The following is a 23,342-nucleotide window of genomic DNA, read 5'->3' on the forward strand; positions in this document are numbered from 1 at the left end:
GGCTCAGGCGTGGCGCCACGCGCTGGCGCGCCGTTCCCATGGCTGCACGACAAGATATTCCAAAAGCAGCATCACCCCGGTGAAGCTGAGCGCATAGGCCAGCACGGCGGCGGTGTCGAACATCTGGAAATAGAGGTGGATCTGGAACCCCACGCCATTGGAGCGGCCCAGAAATTCGACCACCAGCACGATTTTCCAGATCACCGCCAGCCCGTTGCGGGTGGCGGTGGCCACAAACGGCCCAAGCTGCGGCCAGATCACATGGCGCAACCGCGCAAGGCCCGACATGCGATAGACCCGCGCCATGTCGGACACGGCGGGATCCATGCTGCGCACGCCCTCGCGGATGGTGACGATGACCATGGCGGTCTTGTTCAGCGACACCGCCACGATCGCCGCCGTCTCGTTGAGGCCGATCCAGAGGTAGCAGAGCACGATGATGACCAGCGCGGGCAGATTGAGCAGCACCGTCACCCACGGATCCAGCCAGCGGTTGACGCGCGGCGCCAGCCCCAGCAGCAGCCCCAGCGCGCAGCCCGCGACCATGGCAAGCCCGAAGGCCGCCAGCACCCGCCACAGCGTCATCGACAGATGCAGCCACAGCTTGCCGCTGCCCGCCTCGCGCAGCAGCACCTCCCAGACGCGGGCCGGGCCGGGCAGCACCATGGGATCGGCAAAGGCGGCGGCGACAAGCCACAGCCCCAGCAGCGCAAGCAGCGACATTGCGGTCACATGCGCGGGTGCCTTCATCCGCGATCCTTTCCCCTGCCTCGCACCACTCTGCCGCGTCGCGCGGGCCAGCGCCGCACCGACAAAGGTCGCAGCCGCTCAGGGCAGGCGCGGCTCTGCCAGCGCGCCGTAAAGGATCATCACCACCGCGCGCGACGGCGCCTCGCGCAGCGCCTCGGCCAGATCCGCCACGGTGGCGGAGACAAAGCGCTGGCCGGGCTTCGACACCTCTTCGGCCATCAGCGCGGGCGTATCAGGCGGCAGCCCCGCCGCGATCAGCCGGGCGGCAAGCGCCGCAAAGGTGCGCCGCCCCATATAGACCGCCGTCACCGCTTCGGGATCGGCAAGGGCGGCAAGGTTCATCGCCTCGGGCAGCGCGCCGGTCACGTCATGGCCGGTGACGAACTGCAGCCGCCGCGCGGTCAGCCGCCGGGTCAGCGGGATGGACGCAGCAGCAGCAGCGGCAGCGGCGGAAGTGACGCCGGGCACCACCTCGAAGGGCAGACCCGCTGCGGTCACGGCGGCGATCTCCTCCTCCAGACGGCCAAAGACGCCCGCATCCCCGGATTTGAGCCGCACCACGCGCCGCCCCATCCCGGCCTGTTCCACCAGACGGCGGCTGACCTCCTCCTGCTTGGGCGAGGGACAGCCCGCGCGCTTGCCCACGGCGATCATTTCCGCCTGCGGATGGGCCAGATCAAGGATCGGGCCAGAGGCCAGATCGTCGTAAAGCACGGCCTCGGCCTGCTGCAGGCGCTTCAGCGCCCGGACGGTCAGCAGATCGGGATCTCCCGGTCCGCTGGACACGAAACTGACGAACCCGGTCATGCGGCCCCCGTCATCGGATGGGACAGAATGCCACGCGGCAGGCGCGGCGGTGTTCCCCCTGCTAAGCCCGGCGCGGGGGCGGCGCAAGAGCCAGTCCCGCCAGACACTCGCCACAGTCTTGCCCTCAAACAGGGTTAAGGCCAAGGATAAGGCAAGAGGGCAGACAATGGACGCGACAGAGCAGGACGTGCGGCGGCGGCGGGTGGTCTACATCCCCGGCTATGATCCGATCCATCCGCGCCGCTACCGCGAGCTTTACCGCAAGGAAGGCGCGGCACAGGCGGCCGTGTCGGGTTATGCCCTGACGCTGAAGCCCAAGACCACGCGCGGCCCCTATGGCTGGCAGGTGCAGACGGTGATGGAGGGCGCGCAGACCGAAGCCGAGATCGAGGTGCTGGTCTGGTCCGACATCGTGCGCGACAGCATGTCCGGATCCATCCCCGCCACCTATCTGCAGCTTCTGCGCACCGCGTGGGAATATATCGGCACCGGTGCGCTCTTCCGGCTGATGCGGCTGCGCAAGGGGCCGGTGATCGCGGCGCTGTATCCGGTGGCGATGCTGCTGGCGCAGCTGGCCGTGGCGGTGCTGGCGGGCTGGGGCGTGCTGCTGCTGGCGGGGCTGGCGCGGCCAGTGCTGGGATGGGGCGCCGATCTGCTGGGGGCCGGGCTGGGGCTTGCCACGCTCTGGGCCGTGCTGCGCTGGTGTCAGGCCCATGACAACCGCTTCTTCGCCTATTACCTGATGCATGATTACGCCTATTCCGCGCGCCATCGCGGCGCCAACCCGCCCGAGCTTGAGGCGCGCATGGCCGAGTTCCGCGCCACCATCGCGGCGGCGCTGGCCAGCGACGTGGACGAGGTGCTGGTGGTCGGCCATTCCTCCGGCGCGCATCTGGCGGTGTCGATCCTTGCCGACCTGCTGCGGCAGACACCCCTGCCCGCCGATGGTCCAAGGCTTGCCTTTCTCAGCCTCGGGCAGGTGGTGCCCATGGTGTCCTTCCTGCGCGACGCGCACCGGCTGCGCGCCGATCTGGCCTTTCTCAGCACCCGGCCCGATCTGACATGGATCGATGTCACCGCCCCCGGCGATGGCTGCGCCTTTGCGCTCTGCGATCCGGTGGCGGTGTCGGGCGTGGCGCCGCCCGGCAAACGCTGGCCGCTGGTGTTTTCGGCGCAGTTCACCCGCAGCCTTAGCCCCGAACGGTGGAAGGCGCTGCGCTGGCGCTTCTTCCGGCTGCATTTCCAGTATCTCTGCGCCTTCGACCGGCCGCTGGATTACGATTACTTCCGCATCACCGCAGGCCCGCTGTCGCTGGCCGCCCGCTACGCGCAGCGCCCGCCCTCGGCCAGCCGGATCGAAACCCCGGTCAACCGCTTCACCGCCACCGCTGCATGATCCCGCCCAAGCCCAAGCCCCGCCCCGACCGCGTGTCGCTCTGGCGCTACATGAAGCTTTTCCGGCAGGATCTGCTCTCGGCGCAGCCGCAGCGGCTTTACCGCGCGTGGATGGCCGAATTCCGCACGCCCTTCTTCCGCTCCTATCTGGTGAACGATCCGGCGCTGGTGCAGCTGGTGCTGAAGGACCGCCCCCGCGATTTTCCCAAATCGAGCCGGATCGCCGAAGGCCTGCGCCCGCTGCTTGGCAATTCGGTGTTCCTGACCAATGGCGAGGTCTGGGCCCGCCAGCGCCGCATCATCGACCCTGCCTTCGAAGGCGGACGGCTGCGCGACAGCCTGCCCGCCATGTGGGACGCCGCCTGCGCCGCCCGCGACCGGCTGACCGCCCATGCCGGATCCACGGTCGAGGTGGAGGAACAGACCAGCCATGCCGCCGCCGACGTGATCTTCCGCACGCTGTTTTCCCTGCCGATCGAGGATGCGCTGGCGCAGCAGGTCTTTCACGAATTCCGCGCCTATCAGCGCAGCCAGCCGCTGCTGAACCTTGCCGCCTTCCTGCCGCTGCCGCGCTGGATGCCCCGGCTGCACCGGCGCGGCACCAGCGCCTCTGCCGCGCGGATCCGCGCGCTGATCACTGACCTGACCACAAGGCGGCAGGACCAGATCGCCAAGGGCACCGCGCCGCAGGATCTGGCCACCAAGATCATGACCACCGCCGATCCGGAGACCGGACAGCGCTTCACCACCGCCGAAATGGTCGATCAGGTGGCGATCTTCTTTCTGGCCGGGCACGAAACCTCCGCCTCGGCGCTGGCATGGGCGCTGTGGCTGCTCGCCGCGCATCCCGACTGGCAGGAGCAGCTTGCCGCCGAGGCGCGCGCCCTGCCCGACCGCCCCGGCATGGCCGATCTGTCGAAACTGCGCCTGACCCGCGATGTCTTCCGCGAGACGCTGCGGCTCTACCCGCCGGTGCCGATGATGGTGCGCGAGGCGGCACAGCCGGAAACCTTTCGCGGCCGCGCCGTCCGGCCCGGCGCGCAGGTCGTGCTCAGCCCGTGGCACCAGCACCGGCATGACCGGCTCTGGTCCGATCCCGACAGCTTCGATCCGGCGCGCTGGCAGACCGAAGCCGGGCGCGCCTCGGCCCGCGCCGCCTATATGCCCTTCTCCGCCGGGCCGCGCGTCTGCACCGGCGCCAGCTTTGCCATGGCCGAAGGCGTGCTGCTGCTGGCGGCCATCCTGCGCGATCTGCGGCTCAGCGTGGTGGCAGAGCGGACCCCGGATCCGGTGGCCTTCCTGACCGTGCGCGCCCGCGACGGCATCTGGCTGCGCATCGATCGCCGTTAGCGCCGGACGTTAGCGTTAAACGCGATTCCGCCATCTACCCATCGCGTCATGATTGCTCTATCCCTCAGGCGAACGATCACCGCATGGGAAAAGGACTCCTCATGGCACAGGACAAGGCCACGTTTGCGCAGCAGAAGCAGCAGATGGCGACCGGCAAAGGTTTCATCGCGGCGCTCGACCAGTCGGGCGGGTCCACGCCCAAGGCGCTGCGGCTCTATGGCGTCGAGGAAAGCGACTATTCCGGCGAAGCCGAGATGTATGGCGAGATCCACAAGATGCGCAGCCGCATCATCACCGCGCCGGACTTCACCTCCGCCAAGGTGCTGGGCGCGATCCTGTTCGAACGCACCATGCGGGCCGAGATCGAGGGCATCCCCTCGGCGCGGTACATGTGGGAAAAGCGCGGCGTCGTGCCCTTCCTGAAAATCGACAAGGGTCTGGAAGACAAGGCCGATGGCGTGCAGCTGATGAAGCCGATGCCCGGGCTCGACGCGCTGCTGGCCGAGGCCGCAGGCACCTTCGGCATCTTCGGCACCAAGGAACGCTCGGTGATCCACGAGGCGAATGCCGACGGCATCAAGGCCGTGGTCGCCCAGCAGTTCGAGGTGGCACATCAGGTGATCGCCGCCGGTCTGGTGCCGATCATCGAACCGGAGGTGGACATCCACTCCGCCACCAAATCCGAAGCCGAAGCGCTGCTGAAGGCAGAGATCGCCGCCGCGCTCGACGCCCTGCCCGAAGGCTGCGACGTGATGCTGAAGCTCACCATCCCCAGCGAGGACGGGCTTTACGACAGCCTTGCCGATCACCCGCGCGTGGTCCGCGTCGTGGCGCTGTCGGGCGGCTATTCCACTGCCGATGCCTGCGAAAAGCTGGCGCGTCAGCCCCGGATGATCGCCTCCTTCAGCCGCGCGCTGGCCGAAGGCCTGTTCCGCCAGCAGTCGGATGCAGAGTTCAACGCAGCGCTTGGCGGCAATATCGACAAGATCTATCAGGCCTCGCTCTGACCCGCTGAACAGCCCCAGAACAAACCAAAGGCCCGGCCGCCGCGCGCGCCCGGGCCTTTTTGTGCCTGTGCTTCTTCTGACCAGAAATATCCCGGGGTCCGGGGCAGAGCCCCGGCCTGCGCCTCAGCCCAGCTCGCCAAGCGCCGGAAAGGTCTCCAGCAGCCAGAAGGAAAAGGAGGTGAAGGCGCCGGTCAGCAGCATCAGCCCCACCGCCACCAGCAGCAGCCCCATGACCTTCTCGATCAGGGCCATATGCCGCTTCATGCGGTTCATCAGCCCCATGGCCCGGCTCAGAAACACCGCTGCCAGCAGGAAGGGCAGCCCCAGACCCAGCGCGTAAACCCCCAGCAGCAGCGTGCCGCGCGCCACCGAAGCCTCGGTGGCGGCCAGCGACAGGATCGCCCCCAGCTGCGGCCCGATGCAGGGCGTCCAGCCAAAGGCGAAAGCCAGCCCCAGCAGATAGGCGCCAAAAGCCGATCCGCCCGCGTCGCCCGTATCGATCCGCGCCTCGCGGTCCAGAAACGGAATGCGGAAGACATGCAGGAAATGCAGGCCGAACACGATCACCACCACGCCCGAGATCCGCGCCAGCAGCACCTGATTCTGCAGAAAGAACATGCCCAGCCACGAGGCGGTGAAGCCAAGGATCAGAAAGACCGTCGACAGCCCCATGACAAAGAACAGCGCGGTGACAAAGGCGCGCAGCCGCGCCCGCCCGCCCGCCTGCATCTCTGACAGGCTGACCCCGGACATGAAGGCCAGATAGGGCGGCACGATGGGCAGCACGCAGGGGCTGAGAAAGGAAATCACCCCCCCCAGCAGGGCCACGGCCATGGCGGGCAACAGACTCGCGTCGATGATCTCGATTCCAAACATGCCAAACCTTTAGGCGATCCCGGCGCAGCCGTCACGCGGCGCAAGGTCACATCCCCGTATCCGCCGCCTGCCCCACCTGCAAAAACGCCCCGGCACAGGGCCGGGGCGCAGGGTCGTCATATCATGCCGGGGCTCAGCGGCTCATCGCCCACCAGCCGCGCCGCTTGGGCTTGCCATCTTCCGAGCCGTCCCCATCGGACTCCTCGGTGTCTTCGGCAGTCGCAGGGTCAGACCCCTCCTCAGCCGCCACAGGCTCCGGCGCAGGCTCTGCTGCCGCTTCAGGCTCCGCAGCAGGTGCAGGTTCCGCGACAGGCGCAGGCTCTGCGGCCAGCTCGGGCTCTGCAACAGGCGCAGGCTCGGCAGCAGGTGCCGGTTCAGCGGTCTCGGGCTCCGCCGCCACTTCGGGCTGCGGCGCGGGGGCAGGCTCGGCTGCCACGGGCTCTGCGGCGGGCGCCGCCTCGGCCTCAGGCTCGACAACCGGCATCGGCGCGGGCGGCTCGTCAGGAAGCGCGGTCATCACCGGGCTCTGCTCCGCCACTTCCGCCGCTGCGGGCGCTTCGGCTTGCGCCGCCTCGGGAGCCGCGTCCGCAGCCTCCTCGGTCACCGTCTCCACCTTCTTGCGGCTGCGCGAACGGGTGCGCCGCTTCGGCTTCTCGGTCTCGGCAGGCGCTGCCTCAGCCTCGGCGGCGGCGGGCGCCTCCTCGGCGGGGGCCGCGTCCACAGGGGCAGTCACCGGCTGCGCGGGCGTCTCACGGGCGGAGTCGTCGCTGTCGCTGTCGTCATCGCTGTCATCACCCTCGGATCCGGTCTCCCGGCCCTTGGAGCGCGACCGCCGCCGACGCCGACGCCGCTTCTTCGGCTTGCCGTCCTCGTCGCCTTCGACCGGCTCGGCGCGCTGGGTCTCGGCCGGGGCCGCGACGTCGGCTTCGGCCTCCGCCTCGATCTCGTCCTCTTCCTCGGCAGCCGCGTCCTCGTCGACCTGATCCATCAGCGTGGTGTCCACCGACACCACATGCGTCACCATCTCAGGCACGGCACGGGTCGCGGTCTTGAACTTCTCCATGGTGAAGTCCGGCGACACCAGATGCACGTCGCCTTCGATGCGCACGGCCATGCCGTAACGCGCCTCGATCTGGGCGACATGTTCGCGCTTCTGGTTCATCAGGTAGTTGGCGATGCCCACCGGGCATTTCACCAGCACCTCGCGCGAGCGGCGGCGCACGCCCTCTTCCTCGATCTGGCGCAGGATGTTCAGCGCCATGTTGTCATCCGACCGGATCAGCCCGGTGCCGTGACAGACGGTGCAGGGCTGGGTCGTCGCCTCGATCATGCCGGGACGCAGCCGCTGGCGGCTCATCTCCAGCAGGCCAAAGCCGGAAATCCGGCCCACCTGAATGCGGGCGCGGTCGGTCTTCAGCTTGTCCTTCAGCTTCTTCTCGACAGAGGCGTTGTTCTTGCGCTCCTCCATGTCGATGAAGTCGATGACGATAAGCCCGGCGAGATCGCGCAGACGCAGCTGGCGCGCCACCTCTTCGGCAGCCTCCATGTTGGTCTTGAGCGCGGTCTCCTCGATGGAGCCTTCCTTGGTCGCGCGACCGGAGTTCACGTCGATCGCCACCAGCGCCTCGGTGACGCCGATCACGATGTAGCCGCCGGATTTCAGCTGCACCACCGGGTTGAACATGCCCGACAGATAGCTTTCCACCTGATGGCGCGCGAACAGCGGCATGCCTTCGACGTAATGCTTCACGTTCTTGGCATGGGACGGCATGATCATCTTCATGAAGTCCTTGGCGATGCGGTAGCCGCGCTCGCCTTCCACCAGAACCTCGTCGATGTCGCGGTTGTAAAGATCGCGGATCGATCGCTTGATGAGGTCGCCCTCTTCATAGATCTTCGCAGGTGCTATGGATTTCAGCGTCAGTTCGCGGATCTGCTCCCAGAGCCGCTGCAGATATTCGTAATCGCGCTTGATCTCGGTCTTGGTGCGCTTGGCGCCTGCCGTCCGGATGATCAGCCCCGCGCCGCGCGGCACGTCGATGGACTGCGCGATCTCCTTGAGCTTGGCGCGGTCGGCGGCCACGGTGATCTTGCGCGAAATGCCGCCGCCGCGTGCGGTGTTGGGCATCAGCACGCAGTAGCGCCCGGCCAGCGACAGATAGGTGGTGAGTGCGGCACCCTTGTTGCCACGCTCTTCCTTGACCACCTGCACCAGCATGATCTGGCGGACCTTGATGACTTCCTGAATCTTGTATTTCCGCGGACGCGGCTTGCGCGCCGGGCGAATGTCTTCCTCGGTGTCATCATCGGCCACGGATTCGATGCTGTCCTCGGCGCGGGGCTCGTCGCCCTCGTCCTCTTCGGCATCGTCCTGCGGTCCGCGCGCCTCACCGGCGGCGGGCGCCTCGTCGCTGTCATCCAGCGGCTCGGCCACGGGGGCCTCGGCCACCGTCTCCATGGGCGACAGGCCTTCGCTGTCCGACAGCGATGCCGAGGCTTCGGCCTCATCCGTCTCCAGATCGATGGTCTCCATGCCGCTGATGGTCTCGGAGACCTCGGCGCTCACGGTCTTGTCGCCGCTCTCGGCCTTTTCGGCCTTGGCGGCGCTGCGGCTGCGGGCGGGACGCCGGGTGCGGCCACGCTGCGGCTTGGAGCGGGACTTCTCGTCCTCCTCGTCGGCCTCGGCGGCAAGGGCGGCCTCTTCGGCCATCAGCGCCTGACGGTCAGCCACGGGGATCTGATAATAATCCGGGTGAATTTCCGAAAAGGCGAGGAAGCCGTGGCGGTTGCCGCCGTAATCCACAAAAGCCGCCTGCAGCGACGGCTCGACCCGCGTCACCTTGGCAAGGTAGATGTTCCCTGCCAGCTGCCGCTTGTTTTCCGATTCAAAATCGAATTCCTCGACCTTGTTTCCGTCCACCACCACGACGCGGGTTTCCTCCGCGTGGGTGGCGTCGATGAGCATTTTCTTTGCCATGTTATCCGTCTGCACGGCGCATGGGCCTCCGGTCCCGCGGGACCCGGGGGCGATGCGGCGTGGCTTGTCTGGGCGAGTTGCGGCACGCAGACACGGGAAGACGCTCTGTCTTCAGCCGGGTGCCTGTATCTCGTCGCGCGCTTCATCGCGGTTCTTCTCCGACGCCTCCGGGACAGGCCCGCTGCGCCTTGTTGCGGCCCGCCGCAAGCTGCGGTCCGGGCGGTCTTTCATGGCCTCGCGGCCAGATCGGCATTCTTGGCCTTTCGGCCAGATCGGTCTGCCTGGGGTCCTCTTGCGGACGGCGCCCGGGCAGCGAAACTCTCGGGGCCTCCCCCCGCGGGGGAACAGGCCTAACAGTTACCATAGGGGCATCCCGCCCCGGATGACAATATGGAATGTGACAGCCTGTGGAAAACCTGCACCCGCCCCCACCCCCGCGCCTGCAGAAAGCCCGCGCGCGGCGGCGCGGCCCGCCACCACCTCAGCGTTTCCATTGGCTGCAAATATCCCGGGGGAGTCCGCCACAGGCGGACGGGGGCAGAGCCCCCTGTCAATCGTCCTTTGTCCGTCTGTGACGGACGGGGGCAGAGCCCCCTGTCACTCTGTCTTTGCCCGTCTGTGACGGACGGGGGCAGAGCCCCCCCTTCCTTATATTTGTCCGCCCCCTGACGGACGGTTCCCGCCGCGCCCGGATCGCTGCAGGAAGACGGGGCGGCGCGCCGCCCCGTCAGCAGCGCTCAGTCGAAGGCCTTCAGCCGCTTGATCAGGCTCGAGGTGTCCCAGCGCCCGCCGCCCATCTTCTGCACGTCCTTGTAGAACTGGTCCACCAGCGCCGTGACCGGCAGTGCGGCGCCGTTTTCCTCGGCGGTGGCAAGGCAGATCGCCAGATCCTTGCGCATCCAGTCCACCGCGAAGCCATGCTCGAACTTGTCGTCCAGCATCGTCTCGTAACGGTTCATCATCTGCCACGACCCCGCAGCGCCACCGCCGATCACCTCGACCACCGCGCGCCCGTCGATGCCTGCCTTCTCGGCAAAGGCCAGCCCCTCGGACAGACCCTGCACCAGCCCCGCGATGCAGATCTGGTTCACCATCTTGCAGGTCTGCCCGGCGCCGCTCTCGCCGATGCGGCGGCAGAGCTTGGCATAAGCGTCGATCACCGGCTCGGCGCTGTCGTAATCGGGCTGGTCGCCGCCGCACATCACCACAAGCTGGCCGTTCTGCGCGCCCGCCTGCCCGCCAGAGACCGGCGCGTCGACAAAGCCCAGCCCGTTTTCCTTGGCCACCTTATACAGGTCCAGCGTCACCCTGGAGCTGACCGTGGTGTGATCGACAAACACCGCCCCCTCGGACATGCCGGCAAAGGCGCCCTCGGCGCCCAGACAGACGGCGCGCAGGTCATCGTCATTGCCGACGCAGGCCATGACGAACTCCGCGCCCTCCGCCGCCTCGCGCGGGGTCGGCGCCATGCGGCCCCCGAATTCCTCGACCCAGGCCTGCGCCTTGGCGGCGGTGCGGTTGTAGACGGCGACCTCGTGACCGGCCCGGGCCAGATGCCCCGCCATCGGATGGCCCATCACCCCCAGCCCCAGAAATGCGCATTTTGCCATGGTTCAAGCTCCCGTTACCGCTGCAATTGTCCCTGTTCTCCCCTCTTGCCCGCCCCTTGGCAAGGGGGCGGGGCTCCGGTAATCCCCCGACAGGCTGACAGAGGCGGAGCGCGACATGGCGACACTTTTCCGATGGCTGCTCAGGCTGACCAGCGCTGCGATCCTGCTCGCCGTGCTGGGGCTTGGGCTGGTCTATTACCTCGCCGCGCGCTCGCTGCCGGATTATGACAAGGTGCTTGCCGTGGAGGGCAGCCGCGCCGAGATCGAGATCGTGCGCGACAATGCAGGCGTGCCGCATATCTTCCCGCAAAATGACAGCGACGCCTATTTCGGGCTGGGCTATGCCCATGCGCAGGACCGGCTGTGGCAGATGACCCTGCTGCGCCGCACCGCGCAGGGGCGCCTGTCGGAGCTTTTTGGCCGCCGCACGCTGGAAACCGATACGCTGATGCGCAGGCTTGATCTTTATCCGCTGGCCGTGCGGTCGGTGGCAGCGCAGGATCCGCAGGCACTGGAGGCGCTGGAGGCTTATGCCGCAGGCGTCAATGCCCGCATCGCCGAGATCAATGCCGAAAGCCTTGGCCGTGGCGCGCCGGAATTCTTCCTGTTCAACGCCCCCATCGCGCCATGGCAGCCTGCGGATTCCCTTGCCATCGTCAAGCTGATGGCGCTGCAGCTCTCTGGCCAGTTCCGCGAGGAAATCCTGCGCGCCCAGACTTCGCTGGCGCTGCCCGATCCGGCGCGGCTGCAGGACATCCTGCCCGACATTCCCGGCGCGGGCACCGCCGCCCTGCCCGATTACGCGCAGCTTTTCCCCGGCAAGACCCTGCAGCCCTTCGCCACGGCGGCGCATGAGATGGACGCGCTGTCGCCCTTCCCCGAACGCGGCCTTGCCGGGGCCTCGAACGCATGGGCCGCAAGCCCCGCCCGCTCTGCCGGGGGCGGCACGCTGCTGGCCAATGACCCGCATCTGGGCTTCACCGCGCCCTCCACGTGGTATCTGGCACGGCTGGAGCTGTCCTCGGGCGGGGTCATCGGCGGCACCGTGCCGGGGGTTCCGGCGGTGATGCTGGGCCGGTCGGAACATCTGGCATGGGGGCTGACCTCCTCCTATCTCGACGATCAGGATCTGTTCATCGAGGAGTTGGATCCCGACAATCCCGACCGCTACCGCACGCCCGACGGCTTCGCCGCCTTCGAGACGCGCCGCACCATCGTCGACATCAAGAACGAGGCGCCCGTCACCCTGACCCTGCGCTGGACCGAAAACGGCCCGGTGCTGCCGCGCAGCGCCTTCGATCTGGGCTCGATCACGCCGCAGGGCGATGTGGTCTCGCTGGCATGGACGGCGCTGGACGGGGCCGATACCTCGCTCTCTGCCGCGCTGCGGCTGATGCGGGCGCAGGACGTCGACGAGGCGCTGGCGGCCTCCGAGCTTTATGTCGCGCCCTCGCAGATGCTGACGCTGATCGACGGCGAGCGCATCGCCATGAAGCTGATCGGCACCATGCCCGCGCGCGATCCCGCGCATCAGTCGCAGGGCCGCCTGCCCAGCCCCGGCTGGATCGAAGCCAACCGCTGGCAGGGCCGCCTGCCCGACAGCGCCAATCCGCTGTTTCTGGACCCGCCCGGCGGCATCGTCGGCAACACCAACAACAAGGTCATCGACCGGCCCTTCCCCGAACATGTCAGCTTTGACTGGGGCGACAGCCAGCGGGTGATGCGCTGGCAGAGCCTGATGACCGGGCGGCAGGTCCATACCCGCGACAGTTTCATCGAGGCGCAGCTTGACACCGTGTCGCCCGCCGCGCGCACCCTGCTGCCGCTGATCGGGCGCGACCTGTGGTATACCGGCGAGGCCGCCCCCGAAGGCACGCCCGAACGCCAGCGCCAGCGTGCGCTTGATCTGCTGGCCAACTGGAACGGCGAGATGAACGAGCACCTGCCCGAGCCGCTGCTCTATGCGGCATGGCTGCGGGCGCTGCAGGACCGGCTGATCCGGGACGAGATCGGGCCGCTTGCCGACAATTACACCCATGTGGAGCCGCTGTTCATCGAAAGGGTGTTCCGCGACATCGACGGCGCGGGCGTGTGGTGCGACGTGATCCGATCGGTGGTGGTGGAAACCTGTTCCGACATCGCGCGCATGGCGCTGGACGATGCGCTGGTCTGGGTCGGCGAACGCCATGGCACGGCGCTGGAATCGCTGCGCTGGGGCGATGCGCATCAGGCAAAGCACGAACACCCGGTTCTGGGCAACGTGCCGCTGCTGCGGTCATTCGTGAACATCCGGCAAAGCACCTCGGGCGGGGATTTCACCCTGCAGCGCGGGCGCACCTCGGGGCGCGATCCGCAGCCGTTCAGCAACGTGCATGGCGCAACCTATCGCGGCGTCTATGATTTCGCCGATCCCGACAGTTCGGTCTACATCCTGTCCACCGGCGAGTCGGGGCATTTCCTGTCGCGCCATTACGACGATCTGGGCACGCTGTGGCGGCGCGGCGAATATCTGCCCATGTCGCTGGATCAGGATCTGGCACGGGCGGCCTCGGTCGGCATCACCCGGCTTGTCACACCGTGACCACGCATCTGACGCGGGCAGAGGCGCAGGCGCTGGCCCGCGCCACGCTGGCGGACATGTTTCCGGGGCGGGACTGGGGTCTGGGCTGTCTGAAGAACCTTGACCAGCCGCTGCGCGCGCAGGTGTTCTGCGCCGCCCATCCCGACCGGCATCTGGTGGCCAAGGTCTATGCCCCGGCAGAGGCGGCGCGCGCAGCAGCACAGGCGGCACGGCAGGCCGAGCTGGGCCGCGCACTGGCGGCGGGCCCATGGCGGGTGCCGCAGGTGCTGGGCTTTGACGCCGACCGGCTGGTGCTGGTGATGGACTATGCCCCCGGTGCCACCCTCGCGGCCCTCTGGCCCGGGCTCGATCCCGGTGCGAAGGCGGCCCTGATGACCCGGGCGGGCGGCTGGCTTGCCGCCCTGCATAGGCTCAGCCGCAGGCAGGGCAAGATGCGCCCGGCGCGGCAGATGGGCTGGCTTGCGCGCCGCCTGACCGAGGCGCGGGATGGTCTGCGCCCCTTCCCCGAGATGGCGGAATTTGCGCAGGCTCTGGCGCAGCTTGAGGCGCTGGTGCCAAAGCTGCGCGGCCTGCCGGTGCCGCGCGCGGTCACCCATCGCGACCTGCATCTGTCGAACCTTGTGGTGAGCGACGGCGCGCTCTGGGGGCTGGATGTGGAGAATGCGGCAGAGGATGATCCCGCGCGCGATCTGGTGGCGCTGCTGATCGATGCCGTGGCCTTGGGCGGCGACATTGCCCCGATGGCGGCGGCGCTGGCCTCCGGCTATGACGACCGCGACACGCCTGCAGAGCTGCGGCTGTTCCTGCAGCGCGCCTATGCGCTGGGGCTCTGGTGCCGCACCCCCGCGCAGCCGTCGCAGCGGCAGGCGCTGAAACTGGCAGCGGCGCGCCTGATCATCGACTCAGACGCGCCACTTATCTAGGTAAATCAATCCGTTACAGACAGAAGCTCAGACGGTTTCAAACTTTGATCGGTCCTGCACCGTCCAGCGCAGATGCAGCAGATAGCCGTCTTCGTCCTGCTGTTCGGACACCACGAAGCCTTTCTCAAAGAGCCAGGCGCGGCGCTTGCCCTCGCTGAAGCCAAGCCGCAGATCCTCCTCGATGGCGGCGCCCTGCAGCTTTTCGGTGACCGCCTCCAGAAGCACGTCCAGCCCTTCGCCGGTCAGCGCGGAGGTGGCAAAGATATGCTCCTCGCGTGCGGCCCGCGCCTGCGCGCCATCATGCTCTTCGGGATCAAGCAGGTCGATCTTGTTCCAGACCTCGATCATCGGCACGTCGCGGTCCACGCCAAGCGAGCGCAGGATGGTCGCCACATCCTGCGCCTGTTCCTCGGTCGCGGGATGCGAGATGTCGCGCACATGGCAGATGATGTCGGCCGCCAGCACTTCTTCGAGCGTGGCGCGGAAGGCGGCGACCAGTTCGGTCGGCAGATCCGAGATGAAGCCCACCGTATCGGACAGGATCACGTCAAGCCCGGTGGGCAGACGCACCGCGCGCATGGTGGGATCCAGCGTGGCGAACAGCATGTCCTTGGCCAGCACCTCCGCCCCGGTCAGGCGGTTGAACAGCGTCGATTTTCCGGCATTGGTATAGCCCACCAGCGCCACGATCGGGAACGGCACCTTGGCCCTCGCCTTGCGGTGCAGTTCGCGGGTCTTCACCACCTTGTCGAGCTGACGGCGCAGCCGCACCAACTGGTCGTCGATGGCGCGGCGGTCCGCCTCGATCTGCGTCTCGCCGGGGCCGCCGACAAAGCCAAGCCCGCCGCGCTGGCGTTCAAGGTGGGTCCATGCCCGCACCAGCCGCGTGCGCTGATAGCTGAGGGCCGCCATCTCTACCTGCAGCACCCCTTCACGGGTGGCGGCACGGTCGGAGAAGATTTCAAGGATCAGCCCGGTCCGGTCCAGAAGCTTGACGCCCCATTCCTTTTCCAGATTGCGCTGCTGCACCGGGGTCACCGGGCCGTCGACCAGCACCAGTTCGGCCTCGGCCTCTTTCAGCACGGATTTCAGCTCGGCCACCTTGCCGGAGCCAAAGAGCGTCCCCGGCTGCGGATCGCGCAGCGGCACCACGGTGGCGCCCACCACTTCCAGATCCGGCAGGGCGGCGGCCAGCGCCACCGCCTCTTCCAGCGCCATGTCGGCATCCCTACGGTCCCGGTCCCCCTTGAGGTCGGGATGCAGAACCCATGCGCGGGTCACATGCGTGTCATGTTCCTTCAAGAAGCGTCGTCGCCGTCATAAAGGTTGATGGGTTGCGACGGCATGATGGTGGAAATCGCGTGCTTGTACACAAGCTGCGATTGGCCATCACGGCGCAGCAGAACGCAGAAATTGTCAAACCAGGTGATGACACCCTGCAATTTCACGCCATTGATCAGGAAAACCGTCACCGGAACCTTGGTCTTCCGGACGTGATTGAGAAAGGCGTCCTGAAGATTTTGTCTGTCCGAAGCCATTGAGTCTAGCCTTTGTTCTTGTCTTTGCCGGTCTCGGCATTCCCCCGTCTGGGGGAGTATGTCTTGCGGGTCAGGGAACTTCCAGAGCAAAAATCCCCGAAATCACGCAACTTGCGCCGCGCGGCAGGGGGTGCCCAACCGCCGGGCAGTCAGTCGCGCCAGATGCCGGGGGTCAGCAGCACAAAGATCGCCAGCAGCTCCAGACGCCCCAGAACCATGGCTCCGGCATAGATCATCTTGGCCGTGGCGCCAAGTTCGTTCAGGATAACCGGCTGTTCTGCCGCAACCCGGATCAGCGGGCCGCAATTGGTCAGCCCCGCGATGGTCATGACCATGGCATTCTCGAAATCCAGCCCGGTCAGCGCGAAGGCCAGCGAAATGGCGGCGATGCTCATGGCGAACATCATGAAGAACACCCAAGCCACGAAGGCACCCTGCCGCCGGATGCGCCGCGCCATCACCCCGGACCGGCCCACCGAATGCGGATGCACCAGCTTTTCCATCTCGCGCACGCCCGCAAGATAAAGCGCATAGATCCGCAGCAGCTTCACCCCGCCCGCCGTGGTGGCCACACCGCCGCCGATGATGGCAAGCCCCATCAGGATCACCCCCGGCGTTTCCAGCCCCGACCAGAAGCGCACGGCACTCCAGTCGCCGCTTTCAAAGCCGGTGGTGGTCAGGAAGGACAGCGACATGAAAAGCCCGCCCCAGAGCGCGCGCAGCCCCGCGCCAAGGTTCTGTTCGGCGCCCACGTCAAAGGCCGCGATCCAGTGCCGCAGGAACAGCGTCAGCGGCAGCGCCAGCACGATCAGCAGCCCCATGCGGAATTCCGGATCGTCGCGCAGCCGCGACCGGGTCAGGCCGCGCGTGTCGCCGGAAAAGGTCAGCCGCGACAGCGCAAAGAACAGGAAGCAGAAGATGATCATCTCGCCCGCCATGCCGCTTGGCGCCTGCGACGGCCCCGCCACGGCGGAGATCCCCGAGGTGGCCAGCGTCGACATGGCATGGATCAGCGCCAGCAGCGGCGGATCGCCCGCGATCAGCAGCAAGAGCCACAGCGCCCCGGTCAGCCCGACATAGACCGGCACCAGCCGCGAGGCGGTGGTGGCCAGCCGCTGCGACGGATCGAACATGTCGCGCCGCGCGCTGCCTGCGGCCACCGACTGCCCCGGCTCGCCCGAGGCCGTCACCTCGAACCCGCCAAGGGTCAGCGGCGCAAGGATGGCGGCAGCGGCCACCCACATCAGCAGCCCGCCCAGCCAGCCCACCTGCGCGCGCCACAGATGTTCCGCCGCCGACAGCCGGTCGGGGGCAAACAGCGTGGATCCGGTGGTGGTGAAGCTCGACACCATCTCCACATAGGCGTTGAGAAAACTGGTGGTGCGCACCGCCTCGTGAAACGGCACAGCAAAGACGGCGGGCAGCACCACGAAGGCGGCAAGCAGCGCCAGAAGCTGCCGCGAGGCGGTGCGGTTGTGCCGCCGCGTCGCCTGCGCGATGGTGATGAGCGTGGTCAGCACCAGCCCGACGATGCCGCCATAAAAGAAGCTGCGCGCGTCGTGAAAGCTTTCCTCCGCCAGCGCCACGGCGGCGGGCGCGATCATCGACGCGCTGGCAAGCCCCGCCAGCAGCAGAAGAAGCGGCATGCGGGCCAGCGACGTCATGATCTAGAAGAAATCGATGCTGACCTGCAGGAGCCGCTCGACCTCCGGCACGTCTTTTGTCAGGGAAAACAGCACGATGCGGTCGCCTTCCTCGATGCGCAGATTGCCGGTGATCTTGACCACCTTTCCCTGCTTCATTACCGCGCCCACCAGCACGCCTTCGGGGAAGTCGATCTCTCGGATCATGCGCCCGGAGATGGAGGAGGTGGACAGCACCTCCGCCTCGATCACCTCGGCCTCGGCATCGCCGATGGAATAGACCGACCGCACCCGGCCATGGCGGATATGGCGCAGGATCGAACTGACCGTGGTGGAGCGCGGGTTGATATGCGCGTCCACCCCCAGCGGCTCCATCAGCGGCACCAGCGTGGGATCGTTGATCAGCGCGATGGCCATGGGGCAGCCTTCGGCCTTGGCGCGCACGGCGGCCAGCAGGTTGGTCTTTTCGTCATCGGTGACGCAGAGCACTGCATCGGCCTTGTCGATGCCCGCCTCGCGCAGCAGCGCGGTATCCAGCCCGTCGCCATGCAGCACGATGGTGCGTTCCAGCGCGTCGGCGGCACGTTCGGCGGCGCGGCGGTCCTTTTCGATGACCTTGGCGCGGATGCGGTCGGCGCGGCCTTCCAGCGCGCGGGCCACGGCAAGCCCGACATTGCCGCCACCCAGCACCACCACCCGCTCCTGCTTGCGCTGCGCCTTGCCGAAGATCTCCATGGTGCGGTGGATGTCCTCGGCATGGACCAGCACATAACAGCTGTCACCCTCGAACAGCTGGTCGCGCGGTTCGGGGGCGAAGAGCGATCCGTCGCGCCGGATGCCCACCACCACCGAACGCAGGGTGGAAAACAGGTCGGTCAGCTGCCGCAGCGGCGTGTTCACCACCGGGCAGTTGGCATCGATGGTCAGCCCCAGAAGCTGCGCGCGCCCGTCCAGAAACACCTCCGTGTCAAAGGCGGCGGGCGCCGACAGACGCTGCAGCGCGGCCTCTGCCACCTCCTTCTCGGGAGAGATCACCACGTCGATGGGCAGGTGGTCGCGGCGGTACAGATCGGAATAGATCGCGGTCAGATAGCTCTGCGCCCGCAGCCGCGCGATCTTGCGCGGGATCGAAAAGATCGAATGCGCCACCTGACAGGTGACCATGTTGACCTCGTCGGAATGGGTGGCGGCGATGATCATGTCGGCATCGCGGGCGCCTGCCCGTTCCAGCACGTCGGGATAGGAGGCAAAGCCCGCGATCCCCTGAACATCCAGCGAATCCGTGGCCCGGCGGACCAGATCGGCGTTGCTGTCGACCACGGTCACGTCGTTCCGTTCCCCGGACAGATGGCGGGCGATCTGCCAGCCCACCTGTCCCGCGCCGCAGATGATGACTTTCATGCGCTCCTGCCCTTCGGCCCCAGACGTCCGACCCGCATGACACGCCCTGCGGCAGCGGTCAATCCGCCCGCCCGCGCGGGCTTTTGCCCCGCCTCGCCCCGGCAGAATGCGGCGCGCCCAAAAATACCGCAGTTCGGACAGATTTCTGCCATAACTCCATGCTGGAAACCCAAGCTGTAAACCTGTATACGAGTGCCCATTATGACCGATCCCCGCAGCGCCTTTGCGCATCATTTTCTGTTTCAGCTAACGTTCGAGGGCAGTGCCCGCGACTGGCTCGAAGACCATCCAGACCCGCAGATCTGGTTCCAGACTGCGGCGGATCTGTCACTGGACCTGCCCGGCAATGCCGAGCTGCTGGTCTGGATCCTGCGCCATCCGCTCTGCCCCGAGGCGATTGCCGCCGACACGTTCTGCAGGCTCGAAGGCTGGCGCTATTGCGGCGTGACCGCCAACAGCTGCGACCCAGAGGATCCCGCCGTGCCGGTGCTGCTGGCGCTTGTCGCGCGCGCAGCCGGACGGGGCTGGCACAGCTTCGGGCTCAACGATGGCGGCGGGCATCACCGGCACGAGATGCTGGCCGCCTGCATGGCGGCGCGTCAGGCGCTGACCCGCCGGGGGGGGCTGCCGCTGATCGACCCGCCGGTGATGCTGCTGGCCAAGGTGCCGCGCGGGCCGCGCCCCGAACCGCAGAAGACATGGATCTTCGAGGGGCGCGAACTGCTGACATGGCGGCAGGACCCGCGCCCGCACTAGGCGCGGCGTATTGGCGGTGCGGGCGGTCAGCCCGCCTCCTGCACCGCGTCATCGTCCAGAAAGGCCAGCCGCCCGCCGGATTTCGCCCCGGTCACCACCCCCAGCGACTTGAGCTTGCGGTGCAGGGCCGAGCGTTCCATGCCGACAAAGGCCGCCGTGCGGGAGATGTTGCCGCCGAACCGGTTGATCTGGGTCAGCAGGTATTCGCGTTCGAACGCCTCGCGCGCCTCGCGCAGCGGCAGCGTCGCCAGCGTGCCCGACAGCACCACGCGGCCTTCCTCGTCGCCGCTGGCCGGACCGTCCTGCGGCAGTTCCCGCGCCTCGATCGGGCCGGAACTGTCGCCAAGGATCAGCACCCGTTCGATCAGGTTCTTGAGCTGGCGCACATTGCCCGGCCAGACCATGGTCTGCAGCAGCGCCACCGCATCTTCTGACAGGCTGCGCAGCGGCAGGCCCTGACTGCGGTTGAAGCTTTCGATGAAATGCCGCGCCAGCACGGGGATGTCCTCGCGCCGGTCGGCCAGCGACGGCACCGCGATCGGCACCACGTTCAGCCGGTGGAACAGCTCCTGCCGGAAACGGCCCAGCGTGATCTCTTCGTCCAGATCGCGGTTGGTGGAGGAGATGACGCGCAGATCGACCCGCACCTTGTCGGTGCCGCCCACCCGCGTGAAGCTCTGGTCGACCAGCACCCGCAGGATTTTCGACTGTGTTCCCAGCGGCATGTCGGCCACTTCGTCAAAATAGATCAACCCGCCATGCGCCTGTTCCAGCAGCCCCGGCTCTACGCCGCGATCCGCCGTTTCCCGCCCGAAAAGCACGGTTTCCATGTTCTCGGGTTCCACGCCCGCGCAGTTCACGGTGATGAACGGCGCCTGCGCGCGGCCCGAATGGGCGTGGATGTAGCGCGCCGCCACCTCCTTGCCGCTGCCGGCGGGACCGGTCAGCATCACCCGCCCGTTGGAGCGCGTCACCTTGTCAAGCTGGCCCACCAGCGCGCGGAAGGCAGCGCTTTCGCCGATCATCTGTGCCACTTCGGTATCGCGCCGCTTCAGCTTCAGGTTTTCCCGGCGCAGCCGCGAGGTTTCCATCGCGCGCCGGATCACCACCAGAAGCTGGTCGATGTTGAACGGCTTTTCGATGAAGTCGTAAGCGCCCTGCTTGATCGCCGCGACGGCGATTTCGATATTGCCATGGCCCGAGATGATGATGATGGGAATATCGGGATTGTCGCGCTTGACGGTTTTCAGGATGTCGATCCCGTCCATCTTGCTGTCCTTCAGCCAGATGTCGAGGATCATCAAGGCCGGGGGTTCGGCGTTGACCTCGGCCATGGCCTCTGTGGAATTCCCGGCAAGCCGTGTGGTGTAGCCTTCGTCCTCGAGAATGTCCCCGATCAGTTCGCGAATGTCACGTTCGTCATCGACGATCAGAATGTCGCTCATGTCTGCCTCTCCAGTTCCGAATGGGTCTTGTGCAGTTGATCCGGCCGCGTCCCGGCGGCGCCAAGCGGCAGGCGCACCACCGCCATGGCTCCGGCACGGACCGCACCGCCAAAAAGCGGCGCGTCGTCGAGGGCAAGCGTGCCGCCATGCTCCTCGATGATCTTCTTGACGATGGGCAGGCCAAGCCCGGTGCCCTTGTCGCGGGTGGTCACATAGGGCTCGAAAAGCCGCGCCCGGTCTTCGGGCAGGCCCACGCCATTGTCGGCAATACGGATCACGGCGCGGTCATCTTCGGCGGCAAGGCTGATGCGGATTTCCGGCGCGTGACCTTCGGGCGCGCCATGTTCCACAAGGCTTTCAATGGCTTCGCCCGCGTTCTTGATAAGATTGGTCAGCGCCTGCCCGATCATGGTGGCGTCCAGTTCGGCGGGCATTGCCTCGTCCGGCAGATCGGTCACGAAGCGCACGCCGGGCTGGCCGGTTTCCTGCAAAAGCACCGCCCCGCGCAGCAGCGCGCGCAGATCCTCGGGCTTGCGTTCGGGTTCGGGCATACGGGCGAACTTGCTGAACTCGTCGACGATGCGGCGCAGATCCTCGGTCTGGCGCACGATCACCTCGGTCATCTGCTCCAGCTTCTCGGCATCCTCGGGCAGCACCTGCCGCACGAACTTGCGCCGGATGCGTTCGGCAGAGAGCCGGATCGGCGTCAGCGGGTTCTTGATCTCATGCGCGATGCGGCGGGCCACGTCGCCCCATGCCGCCATACGCTGCGCGCTGACCAGATCGGTCACGTCGTCAAAGGCCATCACATAGCCTTCCAGCGTGCCGTCATCGCGCCGCCGCACCGACAGCCGCACCAGCAGATGCTCCAGCCGCCCCTCGCGGCTGACCTTGACCTCTTCCTGCGCGGTTTCCAGCCGCGCCTCGCGCAGCCGGGTGAAGAGCGGGCCAAACTCCGGCACCGCCACCGGGATCGGCACCGCCGCCCGCGTTTCGGACCAGCCAAGCAGCCGCTGCGCAGACCGGTTGACGAAGGCGACCTTGCCATCCGCATCCAGCCCCACCACGCCGGACGTCACCGAAAACAGCACGGAATCGAACAGCCGCTGGCGGCGTTCGATCTGGCGGGTGTTTTCCAGCAGCGTCTCGCGCTGGCCTTTCAGCTGGCGGGTCATCTGGTTGAAATAGCGGCCCAGCATGGCGATTTCGTCATCGCCCTCTTCCTCGATGACCTGCACGTCCAGATCGCCCGCCCCCACGCGCTGCGCCGCCCCGGCCAGACGGCCCACGGGCCGCGCCAGCCGTTCGGCGAACCACAGGCCAAGCCATGTGGCGGCAAGGATCAGCAGCAGCGCAAAGCCCAGATAAAGCAGCGCAAAATCGAAAAGCCTGCGCCCGCGTTCGCTTTCCTGCTGCTGGTAGAAGCGCGCGGTTTCCTGCGTTTCGTCCAGCAGGTTCAGCAGGTTGCCGTCCACCTCGCGGCTGACGTAAAGATAGCGGTCGGGAAAGGCGGCCAGCGGCACCAGCGCGCGCAGTTCGTGATTGTCCCAGTCGGGGATCATCGCGGCGCCCTCGGCCTCGGCGCGCAGGAAATCCGGCTCCGCCGGGCGTTCGAAGTTGAAGAGATAGGACCGTTCGCCGCGCGCGCGGATCTCTCCGGCGCCGTCGATCACATAGGCCTCGCGCAGCCCGCGCTGGATCTGCCCCTGCCCCTGCGCCAGCACCTGCCGCAGATCGCCGTCATCCAGCGCAAAATTCGCCCGCCGCGCCGCGTTCAGAAAGCGCGCAAGGGCGGCCACATCCTCGGTCAGGCCTTCGCGCTGTTCCTGTTCATAGGCTTCCGCAGCGGCCAGCGAGGCGCCGACCACGTTCTGCACCCGGCTGGAAAACCACGTCTCCAGCCCGATATTGATGGTCAGAACCGCAAAGACCGCCACCGTCACCGTGGGCAGCAGCGCCATCAGCGCAAACACCCCGGTCAGCCGCAGATGCAGGCGCGAACCCGCCGACTGCGCGCGCCGGTCCGCGATCATGCGCGCGACGCGGAACAGCACCAGCGCCGCGATCAGCAGGACATAGACAAGATCGGCCAGCAGGACCAGCCGCAGGCTGGTCAGCGGCGCCGAGCCGCCATCCAGCGGCCCCAGCACCATGAAGGTCAGCCCGGCCAGAACCGGCCCCAGCAGCACCAGTCCCAGCGTGGCCACGTTCTGCACGCGTCTCTGCCGGCGCAGCCTGTTCAGCCGCGCCCAAGTCGTGCTCCGTGCCTTGGTGGCCACAGAC

17 protein-coding genes are annotated in these 23,342 nt (G+C 67.3%); 6 read left to right on the top strand and 11 right to left on the bottom strand.

The window, feature by feature from the left end; translation table 11 throughout:
• Nucleotides 1-3: 3 nt before the first annotated feature.
• Together VK682_RS17040 and cobA are read right to left on the bottom strand one after the other, a co-directional pair.
• Complete coding sequence (locus VK682_RS17040; protein ID WP_089848596.1) at nucleotides 4-750, bottom strand: ABC transporter permease; 747 nt, start codon at nucleotides 748-750, stop codon at nucleotides 4-6.
• A gap of 78 nt (nucleotides 751-828) precedes the next feature.
• Nucleotides 829-1,557, bottom strand: a complete 729-nt coding sequence (gene cobA, locus VK682_RS17045) for a uroporphyrinogen-III C-methyltransferase (protein WP_089848594.1) — start codon at nucleotides 1,555-1,557, stop codon at nucleotides 829-831.
• A 166-nt stretch (nucleotides 1,558-1,723) separates the two neighbouring features.
• On the opposite strand from cobA, the gene VK682_RS17050 reads away from it, so the two are divergent.
• From VK682_RS17050 to VK682_RS17060, 3 genes are all read left to right on the top strand, one after another.
• Nucleotides 1,724-2,953, top strand: a complete 1,230-nt coding sequence (locus VK682_RS17050) for a hypothetical protein (protein ID WP_324782264.1) — start codon at nucleotides 1,724-1,726, stop codon at nucleotides 2,951-2,953.
• Nucleotides 2,950-4,302: a cytochrome P450 gene (locus VK682_RS17055; protein ID WP_324782265.1), complete on the top strand. Its 1,353-nt coding sequence runs from the start codon at nucleotides 2,950-2,952 to the stop codon at nucleotides 4,300-4,302. The genes VK682_RS17050 and VK682_RS17055 overlap by 4 nt, the downstream gene beginning before the upstream one ends.
• A gap of 101 nt (nucleotides 4,303-4,403) precedes the next feature.
• Nucleotides 4,404-5,309 (top strand): fructose bisphosphate aldolase, encoded by a 906-nt coding sequence (locus tag VK682_RS17060; protein ID WP_230797070.1) that lies wholly within the window; start codon nucleotides 4,404-4,406, stop codon nucleotides 5,307-5,309.
• A 123-nt stretch (nucleotides 5,310-5,432) separates the two neighbouring features.
• Here the strand turns inward: VK682_RS17060 and VK682_RS17065 are convergent, their stop codons facing one another.
• From VK682_RS17065 to VK682_RS17075, 3 genes are all read right to left on the bottom strand, one after another.
• Complete coding sequence (locus VK682_RS17065) at nucleotides 5,433-6,185, bottom strand: cytochrome c biogenesis CcdA family protein (RefSeq protein ID WP_089848586.1); 753 nt, start codon at nucleotides 6,183-6,185, stop codon at nucleotides 5,433-5,435.
• A 133-nt stretch (nucleotides 6,186-6,318) separates the two neighbouring features.
• Nucleotides 6,319-9,162 carry an Rne/Rng family ribonuclease gene (locus VK682_RS17070; protein WP_324782266.1) on the bottom strand — a complete coding sequence of 948 codons (2,844 nt, stop codon included), beginning with the start codon at nucleotides 9,160-9,162 and terminating at the stop codon, nucleotides 6,319-6,321.
• A 737-nt stretch (nucleotides 9,163-9,899) separates the two neighbouring features.
• Complete coding sequence (locus VK682_RS17075; protein WP_230797072.1) at nucleotides 9,900-10,772, bottom strand: NAD(P)-dependent oxidoreductase; 873 nt, start codon at nucleotides 10,770-10,772, stop codon at nucleotides 9,900-9,902.
• 115 nt (nucleotides 10,773-10,887) lie between these two features.
• Here VK682_RS17075 and VK682_RS17080 point away from each other — a divergent pair, with 115 nt between their 5' ends.
• Entirely contained in the window at nucleotides 10,888-13,353 is a 2,466-nt protein-coding gene (locus tag VK682_RS17080; RefSeq protein ID WP_230797073.1) for a penicillin acylase family protein, read from the top strand.
• On the top strand, nucleotides 13,350-14,276 hold the full coding sequence (locus VK682_RS17085) for a phosphotransferase family protein (RefSeq protein WP_324782267.1): 927 nt from the start codon (nucleotides 13,350-13,352) through the stop codon (nucleotides 14,274-14,276). Before VK682_RS17080 ends, VK682_RS17085 begins: the two co-directional genes overlap by 4 nt.
• A gap of 27 nt (nucleotides 14,277-14,303) precedes the next feature.
• Here the strand turns inward: VK682_RS17085 and hflX are convergent, their stop codons facing one another.
• From hflX to trkA, 4 genes are all read right to left on the bottom strand, one after another.
• Nucleotides 14,304-15,557, bottom strand: coding sequence for a GTPase HflX (gene hflX, locus VK682_RS17090; RefSeq protein WP_324782275.1), 1,254 nt, complete (start codon nucleotides 15,555-15,557; stop codon nucleotides 14,304-14,306).
• 17 nt (nucleotides 15,558-15,574) lie between these two features.
• The gene (gene hfq, locus VK682_RS17095) at nucleotides 15,575-15,814 is read right to left on the bottom strand and encodes an RNA chaperone Hfq (protein ID WP_089848576.1); all 240 of its coding nucleotides are present in this window, start codon (nucleotides 15,812-15,814) and stop codon (nucleotides 15,575-15,577) included.
• Nucleotides 15,815-15,963: 149 nt separating this feature from the next.
• Complete coding sequence (locus VK682_RS17100; RefSeq protein WP_089848574.1) at nucleotides 15,964-17,478, bottom strand: TrkH family potassium uptake protein; 1,515 nt, start codon at nucleotides 17,476-17,478, stop codon at nucleotides 15,964-15,966.
• Nucleotides 17,479-17,481: 3 nt separating this feature from the next.
• Nucleotides 17,482-18,858 (bottom strand): Trk system potassium transporter TrkA, encoded by a 1,377-nt coding sequence (gene trkA / locus VK682_RS17105; protein WP_089848572.1) that lies wholly within the window; start codon nucleotides 18,856-18,858, stop codon nucleotides 17,482-17,484.
• Between the two features lie 201 nt (nucleotides 18,859-19,059).
• Here trkA and VK682_RS17110 point away from each other — a divergent pair, with 201 nt between their 5' ends.
• Nucleotides 19,060-19,614, top strand: coding sequence for a hypothetical protein (locus VK682_RS17110; RefSeq protein ID WP_230797075.1), 555 nt, complete (start codon nucleotides 19,060-19,062; stop codon nucleotides 19,612-19,614).
• 26 nt (nucleotides 19,615-19,640) lie between these two features.
• Here the strand turns inward: VK682_RS17110 and ntrX are convergent, their stop codons facing one another.
• Both ntrX and VK682_RS17120 read right to left on the bottom strand, forming a co-directional pair.
• Entirely contained in the window at nucleotides 19,641-21,059 is a 1,419-nt protein-coding gene (ntrX, locus tag VK682_RS17115) for a nitrogen assimilation response regulator NtrX (RefSeq protein ID WP_089848568.1), read from the bottom strand.
• Nucleotides 21,056-23,338 (bottom strand): sensor histidine kinase NtrY-like, encoded by a 2,283-nt coding sequence (locus VK682_RS17120; protein WP_089848566.1) that lies wholly within the window; start codon nucleotides 23,336-23,338, stop codon nucleotides 21,056-21,058. The genes ntrX and VK682_RS17120 overlap by 4 nt, the downstream gene beginning before the upstream one ends.
• Nucleotides 23,339-23,342 lie beyond the last annotated feature (4 nt).

The sequence above is a fragment of the Salipiger marinus genome, assembly GCF_035481585.1.
Classification (GTDB): Bacteria; Pseudomonadota; Alphaproteobacteria; order Rhodobacterales; family Rhodobacteraceae; genus Salipiger; species Salipiger marinus.